General features: G+C 72.6%; 17 protein-coding genes and 1 pseudogene. 17 read left to right on the top strand and 1 reads right to left on the bottom strand.

Going from position 1 to position 20668, the window contains the following annotated elements:
• Nucleotides 1-54 precede the first annotated feature (54 nt).
• The 6 genes and pseudogenes from LUZ64_RS27900 to LUZ64_RS27875 all read left to right on the top strand — a co-directional run.
• Nucleotides 55-1428 carry an NsdA family TPR-like regulatory protein gene (locus LUZ64_RS27900; RefSeq protein WP_095582710.1) on the top strand — a complete coding sequence of 458 codons (1374 nt, stop codon included), beginning with the start codon at nt 55-57 and terminating at the stop codon, nt 1426-1428.
• Nucleotides 1429-1641: 213 nt separating this feature from the next.
• Entirely contained in the window at nt 1642-1809 is a 168-nt protein-coding gene (locus LUZ64_RS27895; RefSeq protein WP_170116829.1) for a hypothetical protein, read from the top strand.
• A 304-nt stretch (nt 1810-2113) separates the two neighbouring features.
• The gene (locus tag LUZ64_RS27890; RefSeq protein WP_095582708.1) at nt 2114-3337 is read left to right on the top strand and encodes a Cmx/CmrA family chloramphenicol efflux MFS transporter; all 1224 of its coding nucleotides are present in this window, start codon (nt 2114-2116) and stop codon (nt 3335-3337) included.
• A 73-nt stretch (nt 3338-3410) separates the two neighbouring features.
• Complete coding sequence (locus LUZ64_RS27885; protein ID WP_211305088.1) at nt 3411-3989, top strand: TetR/AcrR family transcriptional regulator; 579 nt, start codon at nt 3411-3413, stop codon at nt 3987-3989.
• Between the two features lie 110 nt (nt 3990-4099).
• Entirely contained in the window at nt 4100-5041 is a 942-nt protein-coding gene (locus LUZ64_RS27880) for a helix-turn-helix domain-containing protein (RefSeq protein WP_095582707.1), read from the top strand.
• Between the two features lie 38 nt (nt 5042-5079).
• Nucleotides 5080-5790 (top strand): annotated as a pseudogene (locus LUZ64_RS27875) (dioxygenase family protein); the annotation flags it as partial.
• A 92-nt stretch (nt 5791-5882) separates the two neighbouring features.
• Here LUZ64_RS27875 and LUZ64_RS27870 read toward each other — a convergent pair.
• Complete coding sequence (locus tag LUZ64_RS27870; protein ID WP_095582705.1) at nt 5883-6893, bottom strand: TetR/AcrR family transcriptional regulator C-terminal domain-containing protein; 1011 nt, start codon at nt 6891-6893, stop codon at nt 5883-5885.
• Nucleotides 6894-7062: 169 nt separating this feature from the next.
• Here LUZ64_RS27870 and LUZ64_RS27865 point away from each other — a divergent pair, with 169 nt between their 5' ends.
• From LUZ64_RS27865 to LUZ64_RS27815, 11 genes are all read left to right on the top strand, one after another.
• On the top strand, nt 7063-8175 hold the full coding sequence (locus LUZ64_RS27865; RefSeq protein ID WP_095582704.1) for an FAD-dependent monooxygenase: 1113 nt from the start codon (nt 7063-7065) through the stop codon (nt 8173-8175).
• Between the two features lie 133 nt (nt 8176-8308).
• Nucleotides 8309-8755, top strand: coding sequence for a nitroreductase family deazaflavin-dependent oxidoreductase (locus LUZ64_RS27860; RefSeq protein WP_095582728.1), 447 nt, complete (start codon nt 8309-8311; stop codon nt 8753-8755).
• A gap of 106 nt (nt 8756-8861) precedes the next feature.
• Nucleotides 8862-9785 carry a MurR/RpiR family transcriptional regulator gene (locus LUZ64_RS27855; protein WP_170116828.1) on the top strand — a complete coding sequence of 308 codons (924 nt, stop codon included), beginning with the start codon at nt 8862-8864 and terminating at the stop codon, nt 9783-9785.
• A 335-nt stretch (nt 9786-10120) separates the two neighbouring features.
• Nucleotides 10121-13366 (top strand): DUF3376 domain-containing protein, encoded by a 3246-nt coding sequence (locus LUZ64_RS27850; protein ID WP_170116827.1) that lies wholly within the window; start codon nt 10121-10123, stop codon nt 13364-13366.
• A 112-nt stretch (nt 13367-13478) separates the two neighbouring features.
• On the top strand, nt 13479-14123 hold the full coding sequence (locus tag LUZ64_RS27845) for a DUF4360 domain-containing protein (protein WP_095582701.1): 645 nt from the start codon (nt 13479-13481) through the stop codon (nt 14121-14123).
• 275 nt (nt 14124-14398) lie between these two features.
• A complete protein-coding gene (locus LUZ64_RS27840) occupies nt 14399-15031 on the top strand; it encodes a DUF4360 domain-containing protein (protein WP_372478749.1) in 633 nt (210 codons plus the stop codon).
• A gap of 470 nt (nt 15032-15501) precedes the next feature.
• Complete coding sequence (gene uppS, locus LUZ64_RS27835; protein ID WP_095582699.1) at nt 15502-16254, top strand: polyprenyl diphosphate synthase; 753 nt, start codon at nt 15502-15504, stop codon at nt 16252-16254.
• 79 nt (nt 16255-16333) lie between these two features.
• Nucleotides 16334-17371 (top strand): terpene synthase family protein, encoded by a 1038-nt coding sequence (locus LUZ64_RS27830; protein WP_095582698.1) that lies wholly within the window; start codon nt 16334-16336, stop codon nt 17369-17371.
• Nucleotides 17372-17490: 119 nt separating this feature from the next.
• Nucleotides 17491-18516: a Rieske 2Fe-2S domain-containing protein gene (locus LUZ64_RS27825; protein WP_095582697.1), complete on the top strand. Its 1026-nt coding sequence runs from the start codon at nt 17491-17493 to the stop codon at nt 18514-18516.
• An 84-nt stretch (nt 18517-18600) separates the two neighbouring features.
• Nucleotides 18601-19752 carry a bifunctional glutamate N-acetyltransferase/amino-acid acetyltransferase ArgJ gene (argJ, locus tag LUZ64_RS27820; RefSeq protein WP_095582696.1) on the top strand — a complete coding sequence of 384 codons (1152 nt, stop codon included), beginning with the start codon at nt 18601-18603 and terminating at the stop codon, nt 19750-19752.
• 159 nt (nt 19753-19911) lie between these two features.
• A partial coding sequence (locus LUZ64_RS27815; protein ID WP_143593296.1) for a SidA/IucD/PvdA family monooxygenase occupies nt 19912-20668 on the top strand: 757 nt, incomplete at its 3' end.

Below are 20668 nucleotides of genomic sequence, written 5' to 3'. Positions count from 1 at the left end.
AGGGGTACCGTGTGGGCCTGGCGGAGACGTATATCGCGTATACCGAGGCTGGCTATGACCAAGCGCACGCCGAACATGCAGCTCAAGGCCCTCATCGACGAGAAGAGGCTGCCGTACGAAACCATCGCTCACGTCGTGCGCGCCGCCGCGGCGGAGTCGGGCGAGGTCTTACGCACCAACCGTTCCACCGTCGAGCACTGGATCTCCGGGGCCCAGCCTGCCGGAAACACTCCCCGGTATCTCGCCGAAGCCCTCTCCAGGCTGCTGGGTCGCCTCGTGACTGTGGACCACTTGGGTCTTTCCACAGAGCGTGGGGAGGATGACAGCATCGGACTGTCCCTCGGTCCCGACCCGGTCGAGACCCTGACCCTGATCGGGAAGGCAGACGTGAACCGACGACGCTTCCTCGCCTCCTCCGCCTACTCCGTCGCAGCCGCAGCCCTGCCACTGGGCTACCTCCACGACATCGCCGGCCGGGCCGCCGCCGCCCGCAGCGGCGCCATCGCGGGAAACGCCGAAGTCGCCGCCGTGCGCGACATGGTGCGGGTCTTCACAGACATGGACGAGCTCCACGGCGGGCAGCACGGCCGCTCGGCCCTGGTGCAGTACCTGATGTCCGACGTCGCCACCCTGTGCCGGGGGCGCTTTCGCACCGAGGAAGCGCGCCGTCAGATGCTCTCCGTTGCCGCATCGGGTGTGCACTTGGCCGGCTGGAAGAGCTATGACGCCGGGGAACAGGGGCTCGCGCAGCGGTACTACTTGCAGTGCTATGCGCTCGCCGCCGAGTCAGGCGTTCCCGGCCACGATGGTTTCGTGATGCGGACCATGGCTCAACAGGGCATGAAGGTCCACCGCGCCGAGCACTGCCTGGCCCTGGCCGAGACCGGCCTGGACAGAGCCAAAGGTCACGTCGACCCTGCCACCGAAGCCCTCTTCCACGTCACCTATGCCCACGCGCTGGCTAAGACGAGCCAGAGCAGGCAAGCCCTCCGCGCGGTCGAGCGCGCGCGGGCCTGCCTCGATGCGGCCAAGGGCGATTCCACACCCTTCTGGGCTCTGGCGTGGGGCCCGATCGAGGGCACTGTTCGCTCCCGTACCGCCAAGGTATTCGCCGCGCTGGGCGACCCCCGTAACGCCGCGCAGCAGTACGCCCGCGCTGCTGCCGGCAGGCCGCCGGGTACGTACGCGCGCATCATCGCCCTCGATCTCGTCGCCCGAGCGGAAATCCAAGCCGGCCAAGGCGCCATCGAGGAAGCATGTGTCACCTGGGGCCGGGCCATGGACCACATGGACGGCGTCGCCTCCGTCCGAACCCGCAAGGCCGTCAGAAACATGCGCCGCGACCTGACCCGCTTCCGAGCCCGTGGTCTGCGCTGCGCGGCAGAGCTCGACGAACGCGGGCGCGACTTCCTCACAGCCCATCGCTGAACATCAGGACGTGTTTTTGGGCCTTGAGTGGCCTCTGAGCGAAACTCGCGGCGCCTTCGCCGCGGGTGCCCGGTACCCCGGCCTCGTATCCCGGTCGGCATGCCCCTCGATGACATGGCGGATCGCTGAAGCGGTTTCACCCGTACGGCTCAGACAGACAGTGCGCCGGACAAGACCCCGCCTCCGCCCGATCAGACCGTGCCGGCACGGCAGATGACGCTGAAGCTGCTGACCAGATTGCCCGATGACGAGGAAGTGGTGCAGCAGACTGACGTGATCACCATTGGCGGTGTCCAAGTGACTCTTACCGTGAACAGCGACAGCCCGACGACGAGTGATGTCGTTCATTTCGAAGGCTCTGATCCCGGGGACGTCGAGTAATCCTGCCGCACGTCGAGGGCGAGGGCGAGGGCTAGGGCGCCGGGCGGTGCGAGTGGCCGCGTCGGCGGGCGGCGGGGTGCTCCCGGGCTGACGGTGGCGTCGACAGGGTGGCCCGGTCGGCGCCGCCGGCGCGGCGCCCGTCCGGGAAGGCCGGTGTCGTGAGTGCCGAGGGTTATGGAGCGAGTGATCCATAACGTGTTAGCGTTCGACCTCACGCAAGGGGTGTCGCGGTCCGGTTCTGAAGCGGATGATTCAAAATCTGCCCGTCCGGCCGCCGCCCCGTACCGCAACGGAGGACGCGTTCATGCCCCTGGCCGTCTACATACTCGGCTTCGGAATCTTCACCCAAGGCACCTCGGAGTTCATGCTGTCCGGGCTGCTGCCCACCCTCGCCGACGACCTGGGCGTCTCCATCCCCGACGCCGGGCTGCTGATCTCCGCCTTCGCCGTCGGCATGGTCGTCGGCGCCCCCCTGCTGACGGTCGCCACCCTGAACTGGCCGCGCCGGACGGCCCTGGTCGCCCTGCAAGGGGTCTTCGTCGCCGCGCACGTCGTCGGCGCGCTCGCGCCGGGTTACGGAGTGCTGTTCGCCACCCGGGTCGTGAGCGCCCTGGCCTACGCCGGGTTCTGGGGCGTGGCCGTGACCACGGCCGTGGCGCTGGTGCCCGCGGAGGCCAGGAGCAAGGCCGTGGCCGTGGTCGGCGGGGGGCTCACGCTCGCCACCATCGTCGGGGTGCCGGCCGGCACCGTCCTCAGCCAGTTCTCCGGCTGGCGCGCGGCGTTCTGGGCCGTCGCGGCGGCGACCGTCGTCAGCCTGCTGAGCACCCTGGTGGCCGTGCCCGCCGCGGGCGCCGACGAGCGGCCCCGGTCGGTCAGGGCCGAACTGCGCGGCATGGCACGGCCGCAGCTGTGGCTCTCGTACGCCGTCACCGCGTTCACCTTCGGGGCGGTCATCGTCACCTTCAGCTATCTGGCCCCGGTGCTCACCGACGTGAGCGGTCTGCCGGAGCGCTGGGTGCCCGCCGTGCTGGCGCTGTTCGGCGTCGGCGGCCTCCTCGGCCTGGTGATCGGCGGCCGCACCGCCGCCGGACACCCGCTGGCCACGCTCGCCTGGGGACTGGGCGCGCTCGTGATCGCCTCGGCACTGCTCGCGCTGACGGCACGGCACCTGGCCGTCACGATCCCGCTGGTCTTCCTGCTCGGCCTGGCCGGCTACGTCACCAACCCCACCCTCCAGGCCCGGGTGTTCCCCCTCGCCCCGGACGCCCCCACGCTGGCCGGCGCGACCAACACCTCGGCGTTCAACGTCGGCAACACCCTGGCGCCGATGCTGGGCGGACTGGCCATCGACGCCGGGTTCGGCTTCGCGTCCGTGGCCTGGGTCGGCGCCGCGCTCGGCGCGGCCGGGTGCGCGGCCGTCTTCTGGGCCGGCCGTCTCCAGCGCGCCGACCGCGCCGGGGCCGCCGTGCCTCCCGCGGTCCGCGAGACGCCGGAACCCCGCCCCGCACCCGCCGGACCCGGCCTCTGACCACCTCGTACGCCCTGCCGCACGCTCCGCCCCCTGGTTTCCGTAAACGCGTCGAACCCTTTAGCGTGTGGGCATGGCCAGGCCGAGAGAGTTCGACGAGAGCCGTGTCATCCGCGCGGCGATGGAGACGTTCTGGCGGCACGGCTACGAGGGCACGTCCACCCGGGAGCTCAGCAAGAGCACCGGGCTCGGGCCGTCGAGCCTGTACAACACCTTCGGGGACAAACGCCGGTTGTACCTGCGCGCCCTGCGCTGGTACTACGAGACGAGCACCGCCGACCAGATCGCGCTGCTCCGCTCTCCCGGCACCGCCAAGGACCGGCTGCGCGCCATGATGGTCCAGGGCGTCGACGCCGACCTCGCGGGCACCGGGCGGGCCGGGTGCTTCGCGATCAACGCGGCCGTCGAGATGGCCGCGGCGGACCCGGACGTCAAGGAGGAGGCCCGCCGGAACTTCGCCCGCGTCGAGGAGGAGCTCCGCCTGGTCCTGGAGGTCGGCCAGCGCTCCGGGGAGATCCGCTCCACGCGGGACGCCCCGAGCCTGGCCCGGCAGGTCCAGAGCGCGTACTACGGCCTGCGGATCCTGAGCCGTGTCCAGGACGACCGGAAGGTCCTGCTGGACATCGTGGAGAGCACGCTCGCCGACCTTTAGCCGCCCCCGGCCCCGGCCCGCGCGATCGGCTCATACCTTTCTGGCGGCGGCCCCCACCCTGCGCTTGAATCCGGGACCACATCGGATGAAGAGGTGGGGGCGTGGCAGGCATGGACACGCGAACACGCGCCGGGTCACCGGCCGCCGACCCGGTGCCGCTGCACCGGCTGGGGGTCCCGCGGCCGTCGGTGCCGCCCTTCGCCATGGGATCCTTCGACGTCTTCGGGCCCGACTCCCGGGCGGGCTATCCGCACCGGCACACCTTCTACGAGATCGTCCACGTGACCGGCGGCTCGGGCGCCCACGTCGTCGACCTCGTCCGCCGTCCGCTCGACCCGCCCCACCTGTGCTTCCTCCTGCCCGGCCAGGTGCACTACTGGGAGCGGGTCTCCGGGCTGCGCGGTGTGGTGATGCTGTTCACCGAGGACTTCCTGCTGTCCCGCCCCGCCGACCGGCAGCTCCTGCGGGCCCTCGGCGAACGGCCGTGGCTGGACCTGCCCCGGGGGTCGAACGGCGACGACACCGCGGGCCTCGGCCGGCTGGTCCGTGCGATGGGGCGGGAGTTCACCGCCAAGGCGGACGGCTACGCGTCCGTGCTGGAGGCGTACCTGCACATCCTGCTCGTGCGCGCGCTGCGCCTGCCCGGCGCGACGGGCCCCGGACCCGGCACCGGCCGGGCCGCGGCGGTCTCCCGGGAGTTCGGCCTGCTCCTCACCGCGACCACCGGGGCCGAGCGGTCGGTCGGGGCGTACGCCGCGCGCCTCGGGGTTTCGGTCGGCTATCTGAACGAGGCCGTCAAACAGACCACCGGGAGGACGCCCGGCGAGCTGGTCCGCGCCACGCGGACCCTGGAGGCCAAGCGGCTGCTGACCGGATCCGCCCTCACCGTCGGTCAGGTCGCCCGCCGGGTGGGGTTCACGGACCCCGCGTACTTCTGCCGCTTCTTCCGGCGCGAAACCGGCGTCAGCCCCGGGGACTTCCGCCGGACGGCAGGAGGGAATCACCACGTTCACCGAACGGAGTCCATCGATCCGGACGGCCCGCGTCCGTAGGTTCGTCAGCGAGCCAACTCACCCCCAGGAGGCGGACGATGACGGATGAGCGCGGAGCCGGCGGTGGCATAGGCGGGCCCGAAGAAACCGGCGGAACCGGCGGAACCGGCAGAGCCGGCGGAGGCGGCGGTGCGACGGCCGCGGGGCGGTGGCCGGTCAGCCGCAAGACCCTGCTCAAGGCGGCGCTCGTCGCGGTGCCGGTGCCCGCGCTGCTCGGCGGCGGGGCGGCGCTCGCGCGCGACCACCGGCCCTCCGACGCGCCCCTGGAGCCCACGCCGTTCTGCGACGACGGTGACGACCCGACGCCGCCGCAGACCGAGGGCCCGTACTTCAAGCCGAACTCGCCGGAGCGTGCCTCCCTGCTGGAGCCGGGGACCCGGGGCACCCGGCTCACGGTCTCCGGTTTCGTCTTCGGGCTCACCTGTCAGCCCGTCGCGCAGGCCCTGATGGACTTCTGGCAGGCGGACGACGCGGGCGCGTACGACAACCGGGGCTTCCGGATGAGGGGGCATCAGTACACGGACGCCCGGGGGGCGTTCACCCTGACGACCATCGTGCCGGGGCTCTACCCGGGCCGCACCCGCCACATCCACGTCAAGGTCCAGGCGCCCGGCGGACGCGTCCTCACGACGCAGCTCTACTTCCCCGGCGAACCCCGCAACAACACCGACCCGATCTTCAACGCGGCGCTGCTGATGAACGTCCGCCAGGCCGGGCCGGCGAAGCAGGCGACCTTCGACTTCGTCATCACCTCCGGCCGGCGCGGGCGGTAGGGCGCCGGCGGCTCCCGGGGGCCCCACACCCCGGGAGCCCTCCGGCCGGGTCCCACACGCCAGGATCCTTACGGCCGGGCCCGCCCCGGGCCCTCCATCAGCGCGGTCAGGCCGTCCAGCATCGAGGTGAGGCCGAGCTCGAACATCGCGTCGAGGCGCAGGTCGTAGCCCTCGTCCCCGAAGGACCCGAGCACCTTGGCGAACGTCGGGAACCGGCCGGAGGCGACGAGCGCGCCGTAGGCGGCGGCCTGGGAGTCCATCCACTGCTCGTCCGTCAGCCCGGTGGCGCTCGCCGCCTGGGTCTCCCGCTCCAGGTGGACGGCGGTGCCCTGGATGTAGCTGTAGATCAGCGCGTTGAGGTCGAGCATGGTCGCCGGATCGAGGCCGTGGCCGTCGAGGGCGGTGAGCATCCACTCGGAGTAGGCGATCAGGGAGGGGACGGCCAGCGGCCGGGTGAGGGGCCCGATCTGCGCCAGCCAGGGGTGCGCGCGGTGCAGCGCCCAGAGCGTGTGCGCGCCCAGCTCCAGCCGGCTCCGCCAGCCGGCCGGGGCGTCGCGGGGGTACTCCGCCTCCGCCAGCACGGCGTCGGCCATGAGGAACACCAGGTCTTCCTTGCTGTTCACATAGCGGTACGGCGACATGGCGGCGACTCCGAGCCGGGCGGCGACCCCGCGCATGGACAGCGCGGCCAGGCCCTCGGAGTCGGCGATGCCGACGGCGGCGCGCACGACGCGGTCGCGGGTCAGCTCCCGGTCGGGCGCGTGCGCCTGCGCGGAGGCGGGCGAGGGCGAAGACGAGGCCCTCGCGGACGTACGCGCGGGTCCGTCCGGGGACGTACGCCCGTGGTCGCCGGCCCCCGGCCCCGCGACCACGGTGCCGATCCGCGGCCGGGCCTCCACAAGACCCTCCTGCCGCAGTGCGGTCAGCACCTTGGCGGCGGTGGCGAGCGCGACGCTCCACTCCTGGGCGATCCGCCGCGTCGACGGGACGCGGTCGCCGGGGGCGAGTTCGCCGTCCGCGATGCGGCGCCGGAGCTCGGCGGCGATGCGCAGGTACGGCGGAACGTTTTTTTCGGCCACGAAGGGGCTCCTTCCTCCTGTACTAGTACACAGGCTAGCAGGGGGGATGGGCCGCTCCGGGCCCGCTGTACTAGTTCAGCCCCGCGCAGTGGCCTTGCGAACGGGACTTGGCGCACCTGTATGTACGGCGTACATTCAGAAGCGTACGCCGTACAGAAGGGTGATTCCCATGAAGACCGTCCTCGTTTCCGGTGCCGGTGTCGCCGGCCTCACGCTCGCCTGCCGGCTCCGCCGCGACGGCTTCGTCCCGACCGTCGTCGAGCGGGCGCCCGCCGTACGCCCCGGCGGCCAGGCGATCGACGTCCGGGGCGTCGCCCTCGACGTCCTCGACCGGGCCGGGATCCTGGAGGAGGCGCGCGGCGCCCGCACCCGCCTGCGCGGCATGTCGATGCTCGACCCCGAGGGGAACGAGCAGTGGCGCTCCACCGAGATGACCTTCAGCGGCGGCCGCCTGGACAGCGCCGACATCGAGCTGCTGCGCGAGGACCTCACCGGGCTGCTCCACCGGCGGGCGCTCGACGAAGGGGTGGAGTTCCGCTACGACGACTCCGTCACCGCGCTCGACGAGCGGGCGGACGGGATACGGGTCGCCTTCGAGCGGGGCGAGGCACGGACGTTCGACCTCGTGGTGGGCGCGGACGGCCTGCACTCGAACGTACGGCGGCTCGCCTTCGGGCCGGAACAGCGGTACGTACGGCACCTCGGCGCGTATCTGACGGTCTTCAGCACCGACAACTTCCTGGGTCTCGACGACTGGGAGGTCTGGCTGAACGAGGACTCCGCGAGCTACTGCCTCTACCCCGTGCGCGGCAACAGCGAGCTGCGGGCCACGCTGGGCTTCCGGTCGGAGCCGATCGCCTACGACCACCGTGACGTCGAGCGGCAGAAGGCGCTCATGACGGAGCGGCTGGCCCATGTGGGCTGGGAGACCCCGCGGTTGCTGGAGGCGATGAGGAACGCGCCCGACTTCTACTTCGACGCGATGGCCCAGATCCGCATGGACCGCTGGACCGCCGGCAGGGTCGCCCTCGTCGGCGACGCGGCCCACAGCGCCTCCCCGCTCTCCGGCCAGGGCACGAGCCTGGCCCTCGTGGGCGCGTACGTACTGGCCGCCGAACTCGGCGAGGCCCCCGGCGACCACTCCGCCGCGTTCGCCCGCTACGAGTCCCGCATGCGGCCGTTCGTCGGCCTCAACCAGGCGCTCGTGGACGAGAACCCGGGCGGCATGCCCTCCGAGGAGTCCCTGGAGAAGGCCAAGAACGGCATCGCGCTGGACGGGTGACGCGGCCGCGCGGGCCGTTCCGAGAGTATGTCCCCGGGGCCGGGCGTACGTGTGTGATTGCGGAGGTGCTGAGGGTACGTCATGGTCAGGACAGCACACGTGACACGCGTTCTTGACGAGGGGAAGGATGGACATGCCTCTTCAGGGTGAGTACGAGCCCAGCCCGGCGGGGTGGGTGCGGGATCAGGTCGAGCTCTTCGAGGGCTCCGGGGGTACCGAGGGGACGACGCTGCGGGGGATGCCCGTCGTGATCCTCACGACGCTGGGGGCGAAGAGCGGGAAGATCCGCAAGACGCCCCTGATGCGGGTCGAGCACGACGGCGCGTACGCCGTGGTCGCCTCGCAGGGCGGGGCGCCCACGCACCCGGTCTGGTACCACAACCTCGTCGCCGACCCCCGGGCCGAGCTCCAGGACGGGCCCGTGCGACGGGACGTGACCGCCCGGGAGGTCGGCGGCGCGGAGAAGGCGCTGTGGTGGGAGCGCGCGGTCGCGGCGTACCCGGACTACGCCGACTACCAAGCGAAGACGGAGCGCGAGATCCCCGTCTTCGTCCTGGAGCCCGCCGCCTCCGCCCACTGAGCCGGTCCGGCGGGCCGCCGCCCGTCCGGGCGCCGTTCGCCCGTGGCGGGCGGCGCCGGGCGGTGGGCTATGTTGAGCGGAGATCGGACGAGAGGGAGGCACGCCGGTGCCATCAGGGCAGCAGGCACGCGCGCAGGCGTCCGCGATCACGCCGGGCACGCGGTCCCCGGCGGTGGAGCCGCCCGCCGCGGAGAAGGTCCGCGCCCTGTTCGGCGGCCACCGGCTGTCCCCCGCGCAACGGCGCATCGCGCAGTACATCACCGACCACCTCACCGAGGCCGCGTTCCTGTCGATCACCGACCTCGCCGACCGGGTGGGCGTCAGTCAGCCGTCGGTGACGCGTTTCGCGTCCTCCCTGGGATTCAGCGGGTACCCCGCGCTCCGGGAGGTGCTCCAGCCCATCGCGCTGCGCGCGGTCGCCGGCTCCCCGGGCGCCAGGGAGGAGGCCCGCCGCAACGAGCTCCAGGCGGCCGTCGACGCCGAGATCGCGAACCTGGAGCACGTGCGCCGCGTGTTCGCCGACGCCGACCAGGTACTCGAGGTCGGCCGCGAGCTCGCCACGTCGGTCCCGCTGACCGTCCTGGGCCTGCGGATCTCCGTCTCCCTGGCGGAGTACTTCGCCTACGCGGCCCGGCGGATCCACCCGGACGTCCGCCTGGTGTCCCGCGGCGGCAGCGTCGCCTACGACACGCTCCTCCAGTCCCGGGAGGCGGGCGGCACCTGGGTGCTCGCCTTCGCGATGCCCCGGCACGCCAAGGAGACCCTGGCCGCGATGCGGGCCGCGCGCAGCACCGGCCTGCGCGTCGCGCTGATCACGGACCTGACGCTGGGGCCGCTCGTGGAGGAGGCCGACGTGGCGTTCACGGCCGGCACCGGGTCGCGCCTCGTCTTCGACTCGTACGCGGCGCCGGGGATCCTGTCCGCGGCGCTCCTCCAGGCCATGGCCGACGCCGATCCCGAGCGGACCCAGCTCCGTCTGGAGAAGTACGAGCAGGCCGCCGACCAGCACGATTTCTTCCTGGAGTCCTGACCGGGGGGCGCCCGGAGCCGGTGCGCCCACCCACGCCCCACCGGGATTTTCCTCCCCGAACGCACATGAAATTTTTCATGCACTTGCTTACTTGGCGGTAAATATATTTACTTCGTGGGCACCCCCGGGCCCCTGAAGCGGCGGCCCGGGACATGGACGAACATCCAGGGACGACACCTCCTCGTCGGCCCCCGGTGTTCCGTTCGGGCGCTCCGCCCCCTCGGACGCCCCCGGCGGCCCCGGTCTACCCCCTGGGCCGGGACCGCCGGCCGCAAACGCCCCCCCAAGGACGGCACGGACGTGCGCCCCGGAGCCGCCGCGTACAGGCTGGTCCCATGGATCAGGTCCCCAAGGAGCTGCGGATCGCGGTGGCCATGCGCGGCGGAGTCAGCCTCGCCGTCTGGATGGGCGGGGGCTGCCGGGAGATCGCCGCGCTGCGCGGGGCCGCCCAGGACCGGGCACGCGGGGCGGACGCGCCCGGGGCCGAGGGCTACGGCGCGCTCCTGGACCTCTGCCGCTACGAGGACGTGACCGTCGACGTCCTCGCCGGCACCAGCGCGGGCGGGCTCAACGGCGCGCTGCTCGCCTGCCATCTGGCCTACGGGATGGAGTTCGGCGACAACATGCGGCGCCTGTGGCTGCGCCTGGGCGATCTGGAGTCCCTCACCCGCCGTCCCGGCCTGGGCCCGCTGTCCTTCCTGCGGACGCCGGGCCCGGCGTCCGTCCCGGACTCCCTGCTCCGCGGCGACGAGGTCTTCTACGGGCGGCTCGCCGACAGCCTCCTCGCGGAGATCCGCAAGCAGCCCCCGGACCGGCCCGGCGGCGGCCCCGTACGCCTGATCCTCACCGCCACCCGGGTCAGGCCCCGCCAGGACTGGGTGCGCCCCACCCTCGGCCAGCCGCTGGAAGTGGGGCGCGCCCGTGCCTTCTTCCGCTTCCGGCACCGGCCCGGCACCGCGTTCCTGACCGACTTCGGCAGCCCGTCCGGCCCCTGGCCCCCGGAGGAGGCCGTACGCCGCCTCGCCTACGCCGCGCGTACGAGCTCGTCGTTCCCCGGCGCCTTCGAGCCGGCCCGGCCCTTCGTCGGCGCCCCCGGGGCCACCGTGCCGCCGAACGGCCCGGACGTCGTCGACATGAGCTCCGTCAGCAGCGAGGCGGGCCAGGGCGAGCCGCCCGACGGCCGCCTCGAACTCGTCGACGGCGGCCTGCTGGACAACATCCCCGTCGCCTGGGCCGTCCGGGCCGTCGCCGGCATGCCCGCGAAGGCGCCGGTGGACCGCTGGCTGTTCTACCTGCAACCCGTGCCCCCGATGCTCCCCGACGCCGTGACCCGGCCCGTACCGCAGCGCCGGATGACCCGGCTGCTGCGGCTCGCCCGGCGGGCCTCGGCCATCAAGACCGGGTCCGAGTCGCTCTGGGAGGACGCCGTCGACCTGCGCGCCGCCCGGTCGGCCGCGGAACAGAGCCGGGCCCCGGTGTCCGCCCTGCCCGCCAGCGGCTGGGCGGAGGAGGCGCTCCGGAACGGCCGGCTGCCCCGGTACCGCTCACTGACCGGACACGCCGAGGCCGACCGGTTCGCCCGCCTCCTGGAGGACCCCGCCGAGGTCACCGGCCCGGACCCGCTGCCCCTGCCCCCGGGGCCCGGACCGCTCGACGGCGGCTCCTCGCCCCGCTGCCTCCAGCGCCTGCGCGAGGCCGCCGACGGGCTCGCGTTTCCCGCCGCGCCCGGGTCGCTCGCGGAGGTGCGGACGCACGGCGTCTCGCCGCTGCCCCTGGCCCGCGCCGTGCGGCTGCTCTTCGACGGGATCCGGGCGGCGGAGGAGACCGGGCAGAGCGTGTCACCGGCCACCCGCGAGCGCCTGTACGCCTGCCGGCTGGCCGTCGCCACCCTGGTCGCCGCCCGGGACCGGCTCGTGCTCCGGCGCTTCCGCGAATGCGGCGACGAGCCCGTACGGCGGATCCGCGAGGCCACCGTCTGGCTCGGCGCGGTCATGGCCGAGGCCGGCACGCCGGGCCCCGAGGACGTGGCCGCCTGGCAGGAGTGGCCGGGCAGGCTGGCCGCCGCGGTCGCCGTCGCCAACCCGGCGACCGCCGACCTCGACGCCGACTGGCCCGAGGACCTCTACGCGCCGGTGTGGCGGCGCCTCGTCGCCCTGGGCCTCGCGATCGGCGCCGATGTGCGGGCGCCCGTACCGGGCTTCGGCGGGCTCCAGGGCGCCGCGGGCCGGGAGGCCGTCCTGGACGCCCTGCTCGCCGCCGAGGTGCTCATCGGGCCCCTGCGCCCCGACCCGCTGGGCGAACCCACCCGCATCCGCTTCCACACCGTCTCGGCCGCCAACTCCAGCTGGGCCACCCGGCAGGCGTTCCCCGCCGCCACGGAGAACTTGGTCGACGCCAAGCTCGGCGGCAACGAACTGCACAACTTCGCCTCCTTCCTGAGCGTCCGCTGGCGGCTCAACGACTGGACCTGGGGACGGCTGGACACCGCCGCCTCGCTGGTGGACGTCGTCGCGACGGACGAGCGGCTGGCGAAGGTCTACACCGGCCCGGACGACCCGGCGCTCGCCGGTCTGCTCGCCGCCCCGGTGGAGCCCGCGCCCACGGGCAGCCCCTGGGACCCCGTGCGCGCCGCCGTCACCGAGCGGATCCAGCGGCAGATCCTCGACGAGGAACTCCCCCTGGTCGAAAGGCTCCAGGAGGAGAGGCGCGACGGCCCCCTCGGAGAAGAGCCCGACGTCCCCGCGCCGCCCGACGACCGGCCGCTCGACGAGCGGCTGGCCCCCCTCGTCGACGTCGGGGCCCAGCCGGTCGGCGAACTCGTCCGCAGGCCCGCGCCCCGCCGCGCCGCCCTGCGGCTCGGCCTCGTCGCCTGGGAGGCCCTCCAGCCCTCGGGCGGGCGCCCGCGCACCCACGCGGCACGCGGGTTCATGTGGTTCTGCCTGCCGTTCGTGTGCCTGCCGCTCGTCCTGTCCCTCGTCGCCCCGTCCGCGGCGCTCGCGTCGGCCGTGTGCGCCTGGTTCGCCGTCATGGCCGGCACCGGGGTCTGGTTCTCCTTCCCCGCCCACCTCGCCGTCCTCGTCGGCGCCTCGCTGGCCGTCACGGGGATCTGTCTCCATCACCTGCCGAAGGGCCGCCGCGCGCTGCTGCCCGGTTTCCTCGTCCCCCTCGGCGCGGGGCTCGTGGCGGGCTACGGATGGCTGGACCACCAGCGGGCGGACCTCGGGACCGCGGGCGTCTTCCTCGTCACCGCGCTCGGTTACGGCGGAGCCGTGGCCCTTCCCCTGCTCGCGGGGGTGGGCGTCCGGCGGGTCAGCGTGCTCACCCCGCTCCTCGTCGGCGCCGGGGCGGGCGCCCTCCAGGACACCTGGCACCCCCTCGGCGCCTGGGCCGCCTTCGCCGTGCTCTACGGGGTCCTCGCCATGGCGACCCTCGCCCTCATCCTCTTCCTCCCGGAGGGCGACCCCGACGGACCGGCGCCGGAGACCCGCACCGCGGCCCCGGAGGTCGGGCCGGAAAACCCCGGACCGGACGCCGCTCATGGCCGGATCACGGCCCCGGACGGCCGCACCGGGGTGGGATGATCCCGCGCGGTCTTAGGGGTTCCGAATGGCTTGACTTGACTTGTACATGCCCTATTTTCGTGGTGGCAAGGACAGGGCGGAGCGAGTCCGCAGAGTCGTGGGAGGGAACCCCATGTTCAGACCGGTGATGATCGGTGGCGCGGCCGTGGCGCTGGTGGTGGCCGCGTCGTTCTCACCGTCGGCGGCCGCCGACGGGGCACCTCCGCCGGACAAGGTCGTGATCGACGTGGTGTCGGTCAACGGCTCGGGCTGCCCGGCCGGGACGGCGGCGGTCGCGGTCGCCGGTGACAACACGGCGTTCACCGTGACCTACAGCGACTACCTCGCGCAGGTCGGCCTCGGGTCCCGGCCGACGGACTTCCGGAAGAACTGTCAGCTCGGCCTGAACATCCACGTCCCGCAGGGTTACACCTACGCGATAGCCAAGGCCGACTACCGGGGCTTCGCCCACCTCCAGCGAGGGGCCACGGGCCTGGAGAAGGCCAGCTACTACTTCCAGGGGATGTCGCAGACGACGTCCGTGACCCACCGCTTCACCGGTCCGCTCAGCGACAACTGGCGGACGACCGACGTGACGGCGGCCGACGCCCTCGTCTACGCCCCGTGCGGCGCGCAGCGGATCCTCAACGTCAACACCGAGCTCCGGGTCGCCGCCGGCACCTCGGACCCCGACACGACCAACAGCTTCATGGCGATGGACTCCACGGACGGCAGCGTCAACACGCTCTACCACTTCTCCTGGAAGGAGTGCCCCTGACCGGTCGCCCCCCCCGGGGCGCGTACGGCGGGGAACGTCACGCTTGTGCCCGGTGGTCCGCCCCGAGGGCGGGCCACCGGGCACCGTGGTATCGGCTCAACCTGTTCTGTACACATCCGGTAACTGATGGTGGCATGAGCACATCAGGCGCTCGAACGGGCCATGGGGCAGTGGGAGGGATCTCCATGTTCGGACCGGTGTTCAGACGGAAGCGCGAGACGGGCATCAGATCGGTGCGCGGGAGGGCGTGCCGGGCGACGGCGAGGCCGGCGGCGGTGGGCGGCGCGGTGGGACTGCTGCTCGCGGTGTCGGCGCCGCCCGGGGCGGCGGCCACCGACGGAGTGCCCCCGCCGGACAAGATAGTGATCGATGTGGTGTCCGTGAACGGCTCCGGCTGTCCCCTCGGCTCGGCCATCGTGGCCGTCTCGCCGGACAACACCGCCTTCACCGTGTCGTACAGCAGCTACGTCGCCCAAGTGGGCGTCGGTTCCAAGCCGACGGACGCCCGGAAGAACTGTCAGCTCAGCCTGAACGTCCATGTCCCCCAGGGCTTCACCTACGCCGTGGCCAAGGCCGACTACCGGGGTTTCGCGAAGCTGGAGAAGGGGGCCACCGCCCTCCAGCGGGCCACGTACTACTTCCAGGGCATGTCGCAGACCGCCTATATGAACCACCCGTTCGCCGGACCGCTCAACGACGGCTGGCAGACCTCCGACACCACGGAGATCGACGCGCTGATCTACGCCCCGTGCGGTGCCGTGCGATATTTCAACATCAACACCGAGCTGCGGGTGGACGCGGGCACCTCGGACCCGGCGAAGACCAACAGCTTCATGGCCATGGACTCCACGGACGGCAGCATCAACACCCTTTACCACTTCGCCTGGAAGCAGTGCCCCGCGCGCTGAACCGGACCCGCACCGGGCCCACCGCGCCCGGCCGCCGCCCCTCGACACCCGGTCGTCGCTCTGGCGTACGGACGGATGCTTACGAAGGGGGTTGCACCACCGCGCACTTCGTAGGAATGGGTACGCGTCAAGCGCTGGTGGCGCGCGCCTTCGCGAACGCCCCTCCGGCGGGGACCATGAAGGGAGGCGCCGCTTGTCCGCCTGCCCTTTTCCCGGGAAAGGGCGGGGGAGCCGGTGTGCCGTGCGCCCGCCGGGGCGTCCGGCGGCGGCGCGGGAAGGCAAGGGCACCGTCAGCACGCGGCACGGATCAGCAGTGGTACGGAGGGAAATTACCGCACGGTCGCCGCCGTCGACGGGCGGCCGCCGGACCGAGGGCAAGAGCACGCGTCACCAAGGAGCAACCCCGACACCGGGCAGCACCGCTCCCCGGTGCCAAGGACCTCTTCCGCCGAGCCAGGCCAGGAGATGCCATGAGCCTCACCACCGGTAGTGGCGACACCCTCGTGCCTCCCGTGGCGAGCGGCCGGCCCCTGCTGCGCCACCTGGCCGTGATCCTGGACGGCAACCGGCGCTGGGCGCACGACCGGGGTCTCCCCACCCTGGCGGGGTACCAGCGGGGCGGGCAGCGGGCCCTGGACCTGCTTTCCTGGTGCCGCGACGCCGACGAGATCGAGACCGTCACCCTCTGGCCGCTGTCGATCGAGAACCTCCACCGGCCGCACGGGGAACTGACCGGCCTCCTGCACGTCATCATGAGCATCGCCGAGGAGATAGCCGCCACCGGTCACTGGCGGATCCGGATCATCGGCGCCCCGGAGGTGCTGCCCGCCCGGCTCGCCGACGGACTGGTCCGGCTGGCCCGCCGGTCGGGACACCGCTCCGACCCGGTCGTCAACATCGCCGTCGCCTACGGCGGCCGCGACGAGATCACCCGAGCCGTGCGGAACCTCTTCCTCGCCCACCGGGAGGCGGGCACCCTGCCCGTCCTGGCCGACGGGATCCGGCCCGAGGAGTTCGACCACTACCTGGACACCTCGGGCCAGCCCGACCCCGACCTGGTGATCCGGACCTCGGGGGAGCAGCGCCTGTCCGGCTTCATGCCCTGGCAGACCGTGTACTCGGAGTTCTACTTCTGCCCCGTCCACTGGCCGGAGTTCGACAGGAGCGAGTTCGACAAGGCGCTGGGGCACTACCGCTCCCGCCGGCGCCGTCTGGGCCGGTAGACACCACCGGACGACCGTGCTCCGCCCCGCACGTCCATGTCCCGCCCGGCCCGGTGGAATCCCGGTGGAAAGGAGAGCGATGTCCAGGCCGCCGCTGTTCTCCGAGTCGTTCGAGAACGACCGGGCCGCGCTGGCCGCGTACCGGGTGCCGCGGTACAGCGTGCCGTTCCCGGTGGTCCTGGGCCCCTACCACGCGTACGCGGAGGCGCAGGCCCTGCGCTGGGCCCACGCGTTCGGCCTGGACCGCACGCCCGCGGCCGCCCAGCGGCTGGCCGACATGGGATGCGGCATGTTCTCCGCCCTGTACTGCCCGCGGGCCGACCGCGACGGCGCGGTGCTCATGGCGCAGTGGATCATCTGGCTGTTCCTGTGGGACGACCTCTTCGACGACGGCCCGCTCGGCCGTGACCCGGTGGCCTTCCGGACCGCGGTGGCCCAGGTCGACCGGGCCCTCGAACCTCCCGGCCGGGCGGGGGAGGGGCCGACGCTCCCGCTCGCCCGCGCCCTCGCCGACCTGTGGGGAACCTTCCACGCCCGCGCGACCGGGACCGCGCGGCGGCGCTTCCCGGTGTCGGTCCGGCTCTACCTGCAGGCCATGGCCGACGAGACCGCCAACCGGGCCGCGGAGCGGATCCCCGACCTCGACTCGTACCTGCGGCTGCGCCGGGTGAACGGCGCGACGCGCTCCAGCATCGACATGATGGAGGGCCTCCAGGGCGCCGAGGTCCCCGACGCCCTGCGGCACGGGCTCTACGGTGAACTCCGCGCCTTCGCGAGCGAGGTGTGGCTGTGGTCCAACGACACCTACACCGTCCGCAAGGACCTTCACTACCGCAACCCGCACAACCTGGTCCTGGTGCTGCGCGAGGCGCGCGGCCTGACGCTGGGTGAGGCCGTCGAGCAGGCTGGGCACATGGTGGAGCAGCGCTTACGGGACTTCGTCCGGGTCGCGGAGCGCCTGCGCGGGCTGGTGGACCGCCCCGTCGACCCGCACTCCATGGCCAAGGACGACATCCTGCGCGGGGTGCGGGTGCTGGAGGAGGCGATCTCCGGCTACTTCCGCTGGCAGGAGGACACGCTGCGGTACCGCCGCACGACGAGCTTCCTCGCGCCGTGAGCCACCGCGAGCTGTCGTGGGACGCCGTGAAGTGCCGTGAGCCGACATGACGTTGCCGGTGGCGACCGTCCCGGGCCCGGCGGACCCGGCGCCCGGTCTTTTCCGAGTGGGGGAGTGACATGCGAGTGCGCACGTACAAGTCCGTCCATCAGGCCCGCCCGGCGGACGAGGCGTTCCCGGCGCCGTTCCCGTATCCGGCCGGCTGGTTCTGTGTGGGGTTCTCGCGGGAGTGGGCTCCGGGGGCGGTCCGTACCCGGCCCTTCATGGGAGCCGACGTCCTCGTCTACCGCACCCGTTCCGGCACCCTGCGGGTCACCCGGCCGTACTGCCCGCACCTCGGCGCCCATCTGGGCGCCGGAGGCGCGGTCGACGGGGAACTCCTGGTGTGCCCGTTCCACCGGTTCGCCTTCGCGGTGGACGGCTCCTGCGCCCGTACGCCCTACGGGGCGCCGCCGAAGGCGTCCCTCGACGTGCTGCCGTCGAGGGAGGCGTACGGCATCGTCTGGGTGTGGCACCACGCCGACGGCGCCCCTCCCGGCTGGGAACTGCCGGAACTGCCCGCCCTGGCCCGGCCGCGCGCCTTCTGCGCGGTAGAGCTGGCGGGGCACCCGCAGGACGTGATGGAGAACTTCGTCGACTACGGGCACGTCACGGAGCTGCACGGTGTCGAGCACTTCGAGGTGGTGTCGGAACCCGCGGGCGACGGGCCGTTCTACACCATGACGTTCGTCGCCCGCCGTACGCTCCCGCTGTTCCCCTCCCTGCTCCCCTCGGTCCAGGAGGTCGGCTTCCGGCTGCTCGGGCTCGGTGGCGCGGTCATCCTCATCGACGTGCCCCGGTACCGGATCCGCGCGGCACAGTGGATGCTGCCGACACCCATCGGGCCAGGGCGCATTCGCTACTGGCTGGCGGCGAACGTGGTCACCGACAGCGCGCTCCGGCTTCCCTCCCCGGTGCGCCGGTCGGTCGAGCGTGCCTCAAGCGCGGGCATGAACCGGTGGACGCTGCACGACACCGGGACCGACCTGTTCGTCTTCCATCACAAGGCGTATCTCTCCCACCCCAAACTCAACAGCGGCGATGGCCCCATCGGCGCTTTCCGGAACTGGGCGCGGCAGTTCTATGCCTCCGGCCCGGCTGGATGATGGACGACCACTGATCGAAGTTAGGTTAGCCTAAGCTAAGCCTCGTCGGGGGTGGTGGGACAGCGACATCACGGGAGTGGCTCCATGGGCGTGACGGCAGCGAAGGGATTCACGGCGGCGGGTATCGCGGCCGGGATCAAGGAGAGCGGTAACCCGGATCTGGCGCTGGTGGTGAACGAGGGGCCGCGTTCGGCGGCGGCGGGGGTGTTCACGTCGAACCGGGTGAAGGCCGCACCGGTGCTGTGGTCGGAGCGCGTGCTCAAGGGCGGGCGGGTCTCGGCGGTGGTGCTGAACTCGGGCGGGGCGAACGCCTGCACCGGGCCGCGGGGCTTCCGGGACACCCGGGCCACCGCGGAGAGGGCGGCCGAGGCGCTGGGGTGCGGCGCGGGCGAGATCGCGGTGGCCTCCACCGGCCTGATCGGTGTGTACCTGCCGATGGACCGGCTGCTGCCGGGGATCGGGAAGGCGGCCGCGGAGCTTTCGGCGGACGGCGGGGAGGCGGCGGCTCTGGCGATCAAGACGACGGACACCGTCCACAAGACCGCCGTGTACGAGGGGGACGGGTGGACGGTCGGTGGTATGGCCAAGGGCGCGGGCATGCTCGCGCCGGGTCTCGCCACGATGCTGGTGGTCCTGACCACCGACGCCGACCTGGAGGCCCCCGAACTCGACGCGGCCCTGCGCGCCTCGACGCGCACCACGTTCGACCGGATCGACTCCGACGGCTGCATGTCCACCAACGACACGGTGCTGTTGCTGGCGTCGGGCGCTTCGGGGGTGGTGCCGGGCGGGGGCGAGTTCGCCGAGGCGGTGCGCAGCGTCTGCGACGACCTCGCCCGCCAGCTGATCGGGGACGCCGAGGGCGCCTCCAAGGACATCCGCATCGAGGTGATCAACGCCGCGAGCGAGGACGACGCGGTGGAGGTGGGGCGCTCCCTCGCGCGGAACAACCTGCTGAAGTGCGCGATCCATGGTGAGGACCCGAACTGGGGGCGGGTGCTGTCCGCGATCGGCACGACCTCCGCCGTCTTCGACCCCGACAGGCTCAACGTCGCCATCAACGACGTCTGGGTCTGCCGCGACGGCTCCGTCGGGGCCGACCGTGACCTCGTCGACATGCGGGGCAGGGAGGTCCGGATCACGGCCGATCTGGCGGCCGGCGGCGAGACCGCCGTCATCTGGGCGAACGACCTGACCGCCGAGTACGTCCACGAGAACAGCGCGTACAGCTCCTGAGGGGCGCGGGGGCGGGCCGGCCGGCCCTCAAATGCCGAACGGGCCGGGGACTTGACAGGTAAGCCGATCGGAAAGTTAGGTTAGGCTTACCTAAACATCAACTTCTTGGGCTGACCGGTGAAGCGTTCGCGGGCCGGGCGGCACGGCGAAAGGATGAGCATGTCGGCACGGCGCGGGGACACCGCACTGACGGGCGGCGGCCCCATCGACGATCTGGTCGGCATAGGCTTCGGCCCCGCCAATCTCGCCCTGGCCATCGCGATCGACGGCCACAACCGCGAGCACCCCGGCAGCCCGCTGCGCGCCGGATTCCTGGAGCGCCAGGAGCGGTTCGGCTGGCACCAGGGGATGCTCCTCGAAGGCGCCACCATGCAGGTGTCGTTCCTCAAGGACCTGGTCACCATGCGGGACCCCGGCAGCCGGTTCTCCTTCCTCCACTACCTCCAGGAGCGCGGCCGGCTCGCGGACTTCATCAACCAGAAGAGCTTCTACCCCACCCGGATCGAGTTCCACGACTACTTCGAGTGGTGCGCCGCCGCGTTCGAGCGATCCGTCGGGTACGGTCGCACCGCCGTCGCCGTGCGGCCGGTGACGGGCGACGACGGCACCGTGGAGAGCGTGGACGTCGTCCACCGCGCCGTGGAGGGCCCGGCCGGCGAGACCGTCCGGCGCGCCCGTAACGTCGCGCTCGGCACCGGGCTGACCCCGCGCCTGCCGGAAGGTGTCCGGCTGGGTCCGCACGTCTGGCACAACCGCGATCTGCTGTTCCGCGCACCGGAACTGACGGTCCGTCCGCATCGGCGGTTCGTCGTGGTCGGTGCGGGTCAGTCCGCGGCCGAGACGGCCGATTACCTGCACCGCACCTTCCCCGACGCCGAGATCTGCGCCGTCTTCTCCCGCTACGGCTACAGCCCCG

It is taken from the genome of Streptomyces albireticuli (assembly GCF_021228125.1).
Lineage (GTDB): Bacteria > Actinomycetota > Actinomycetes > Streptomycetales > Streptomycetaceae > Streptomyces > Streptomyces albireticuli.
This window is presented reverse-complemented; position numbering and strand designations above follow the sequence as displayed.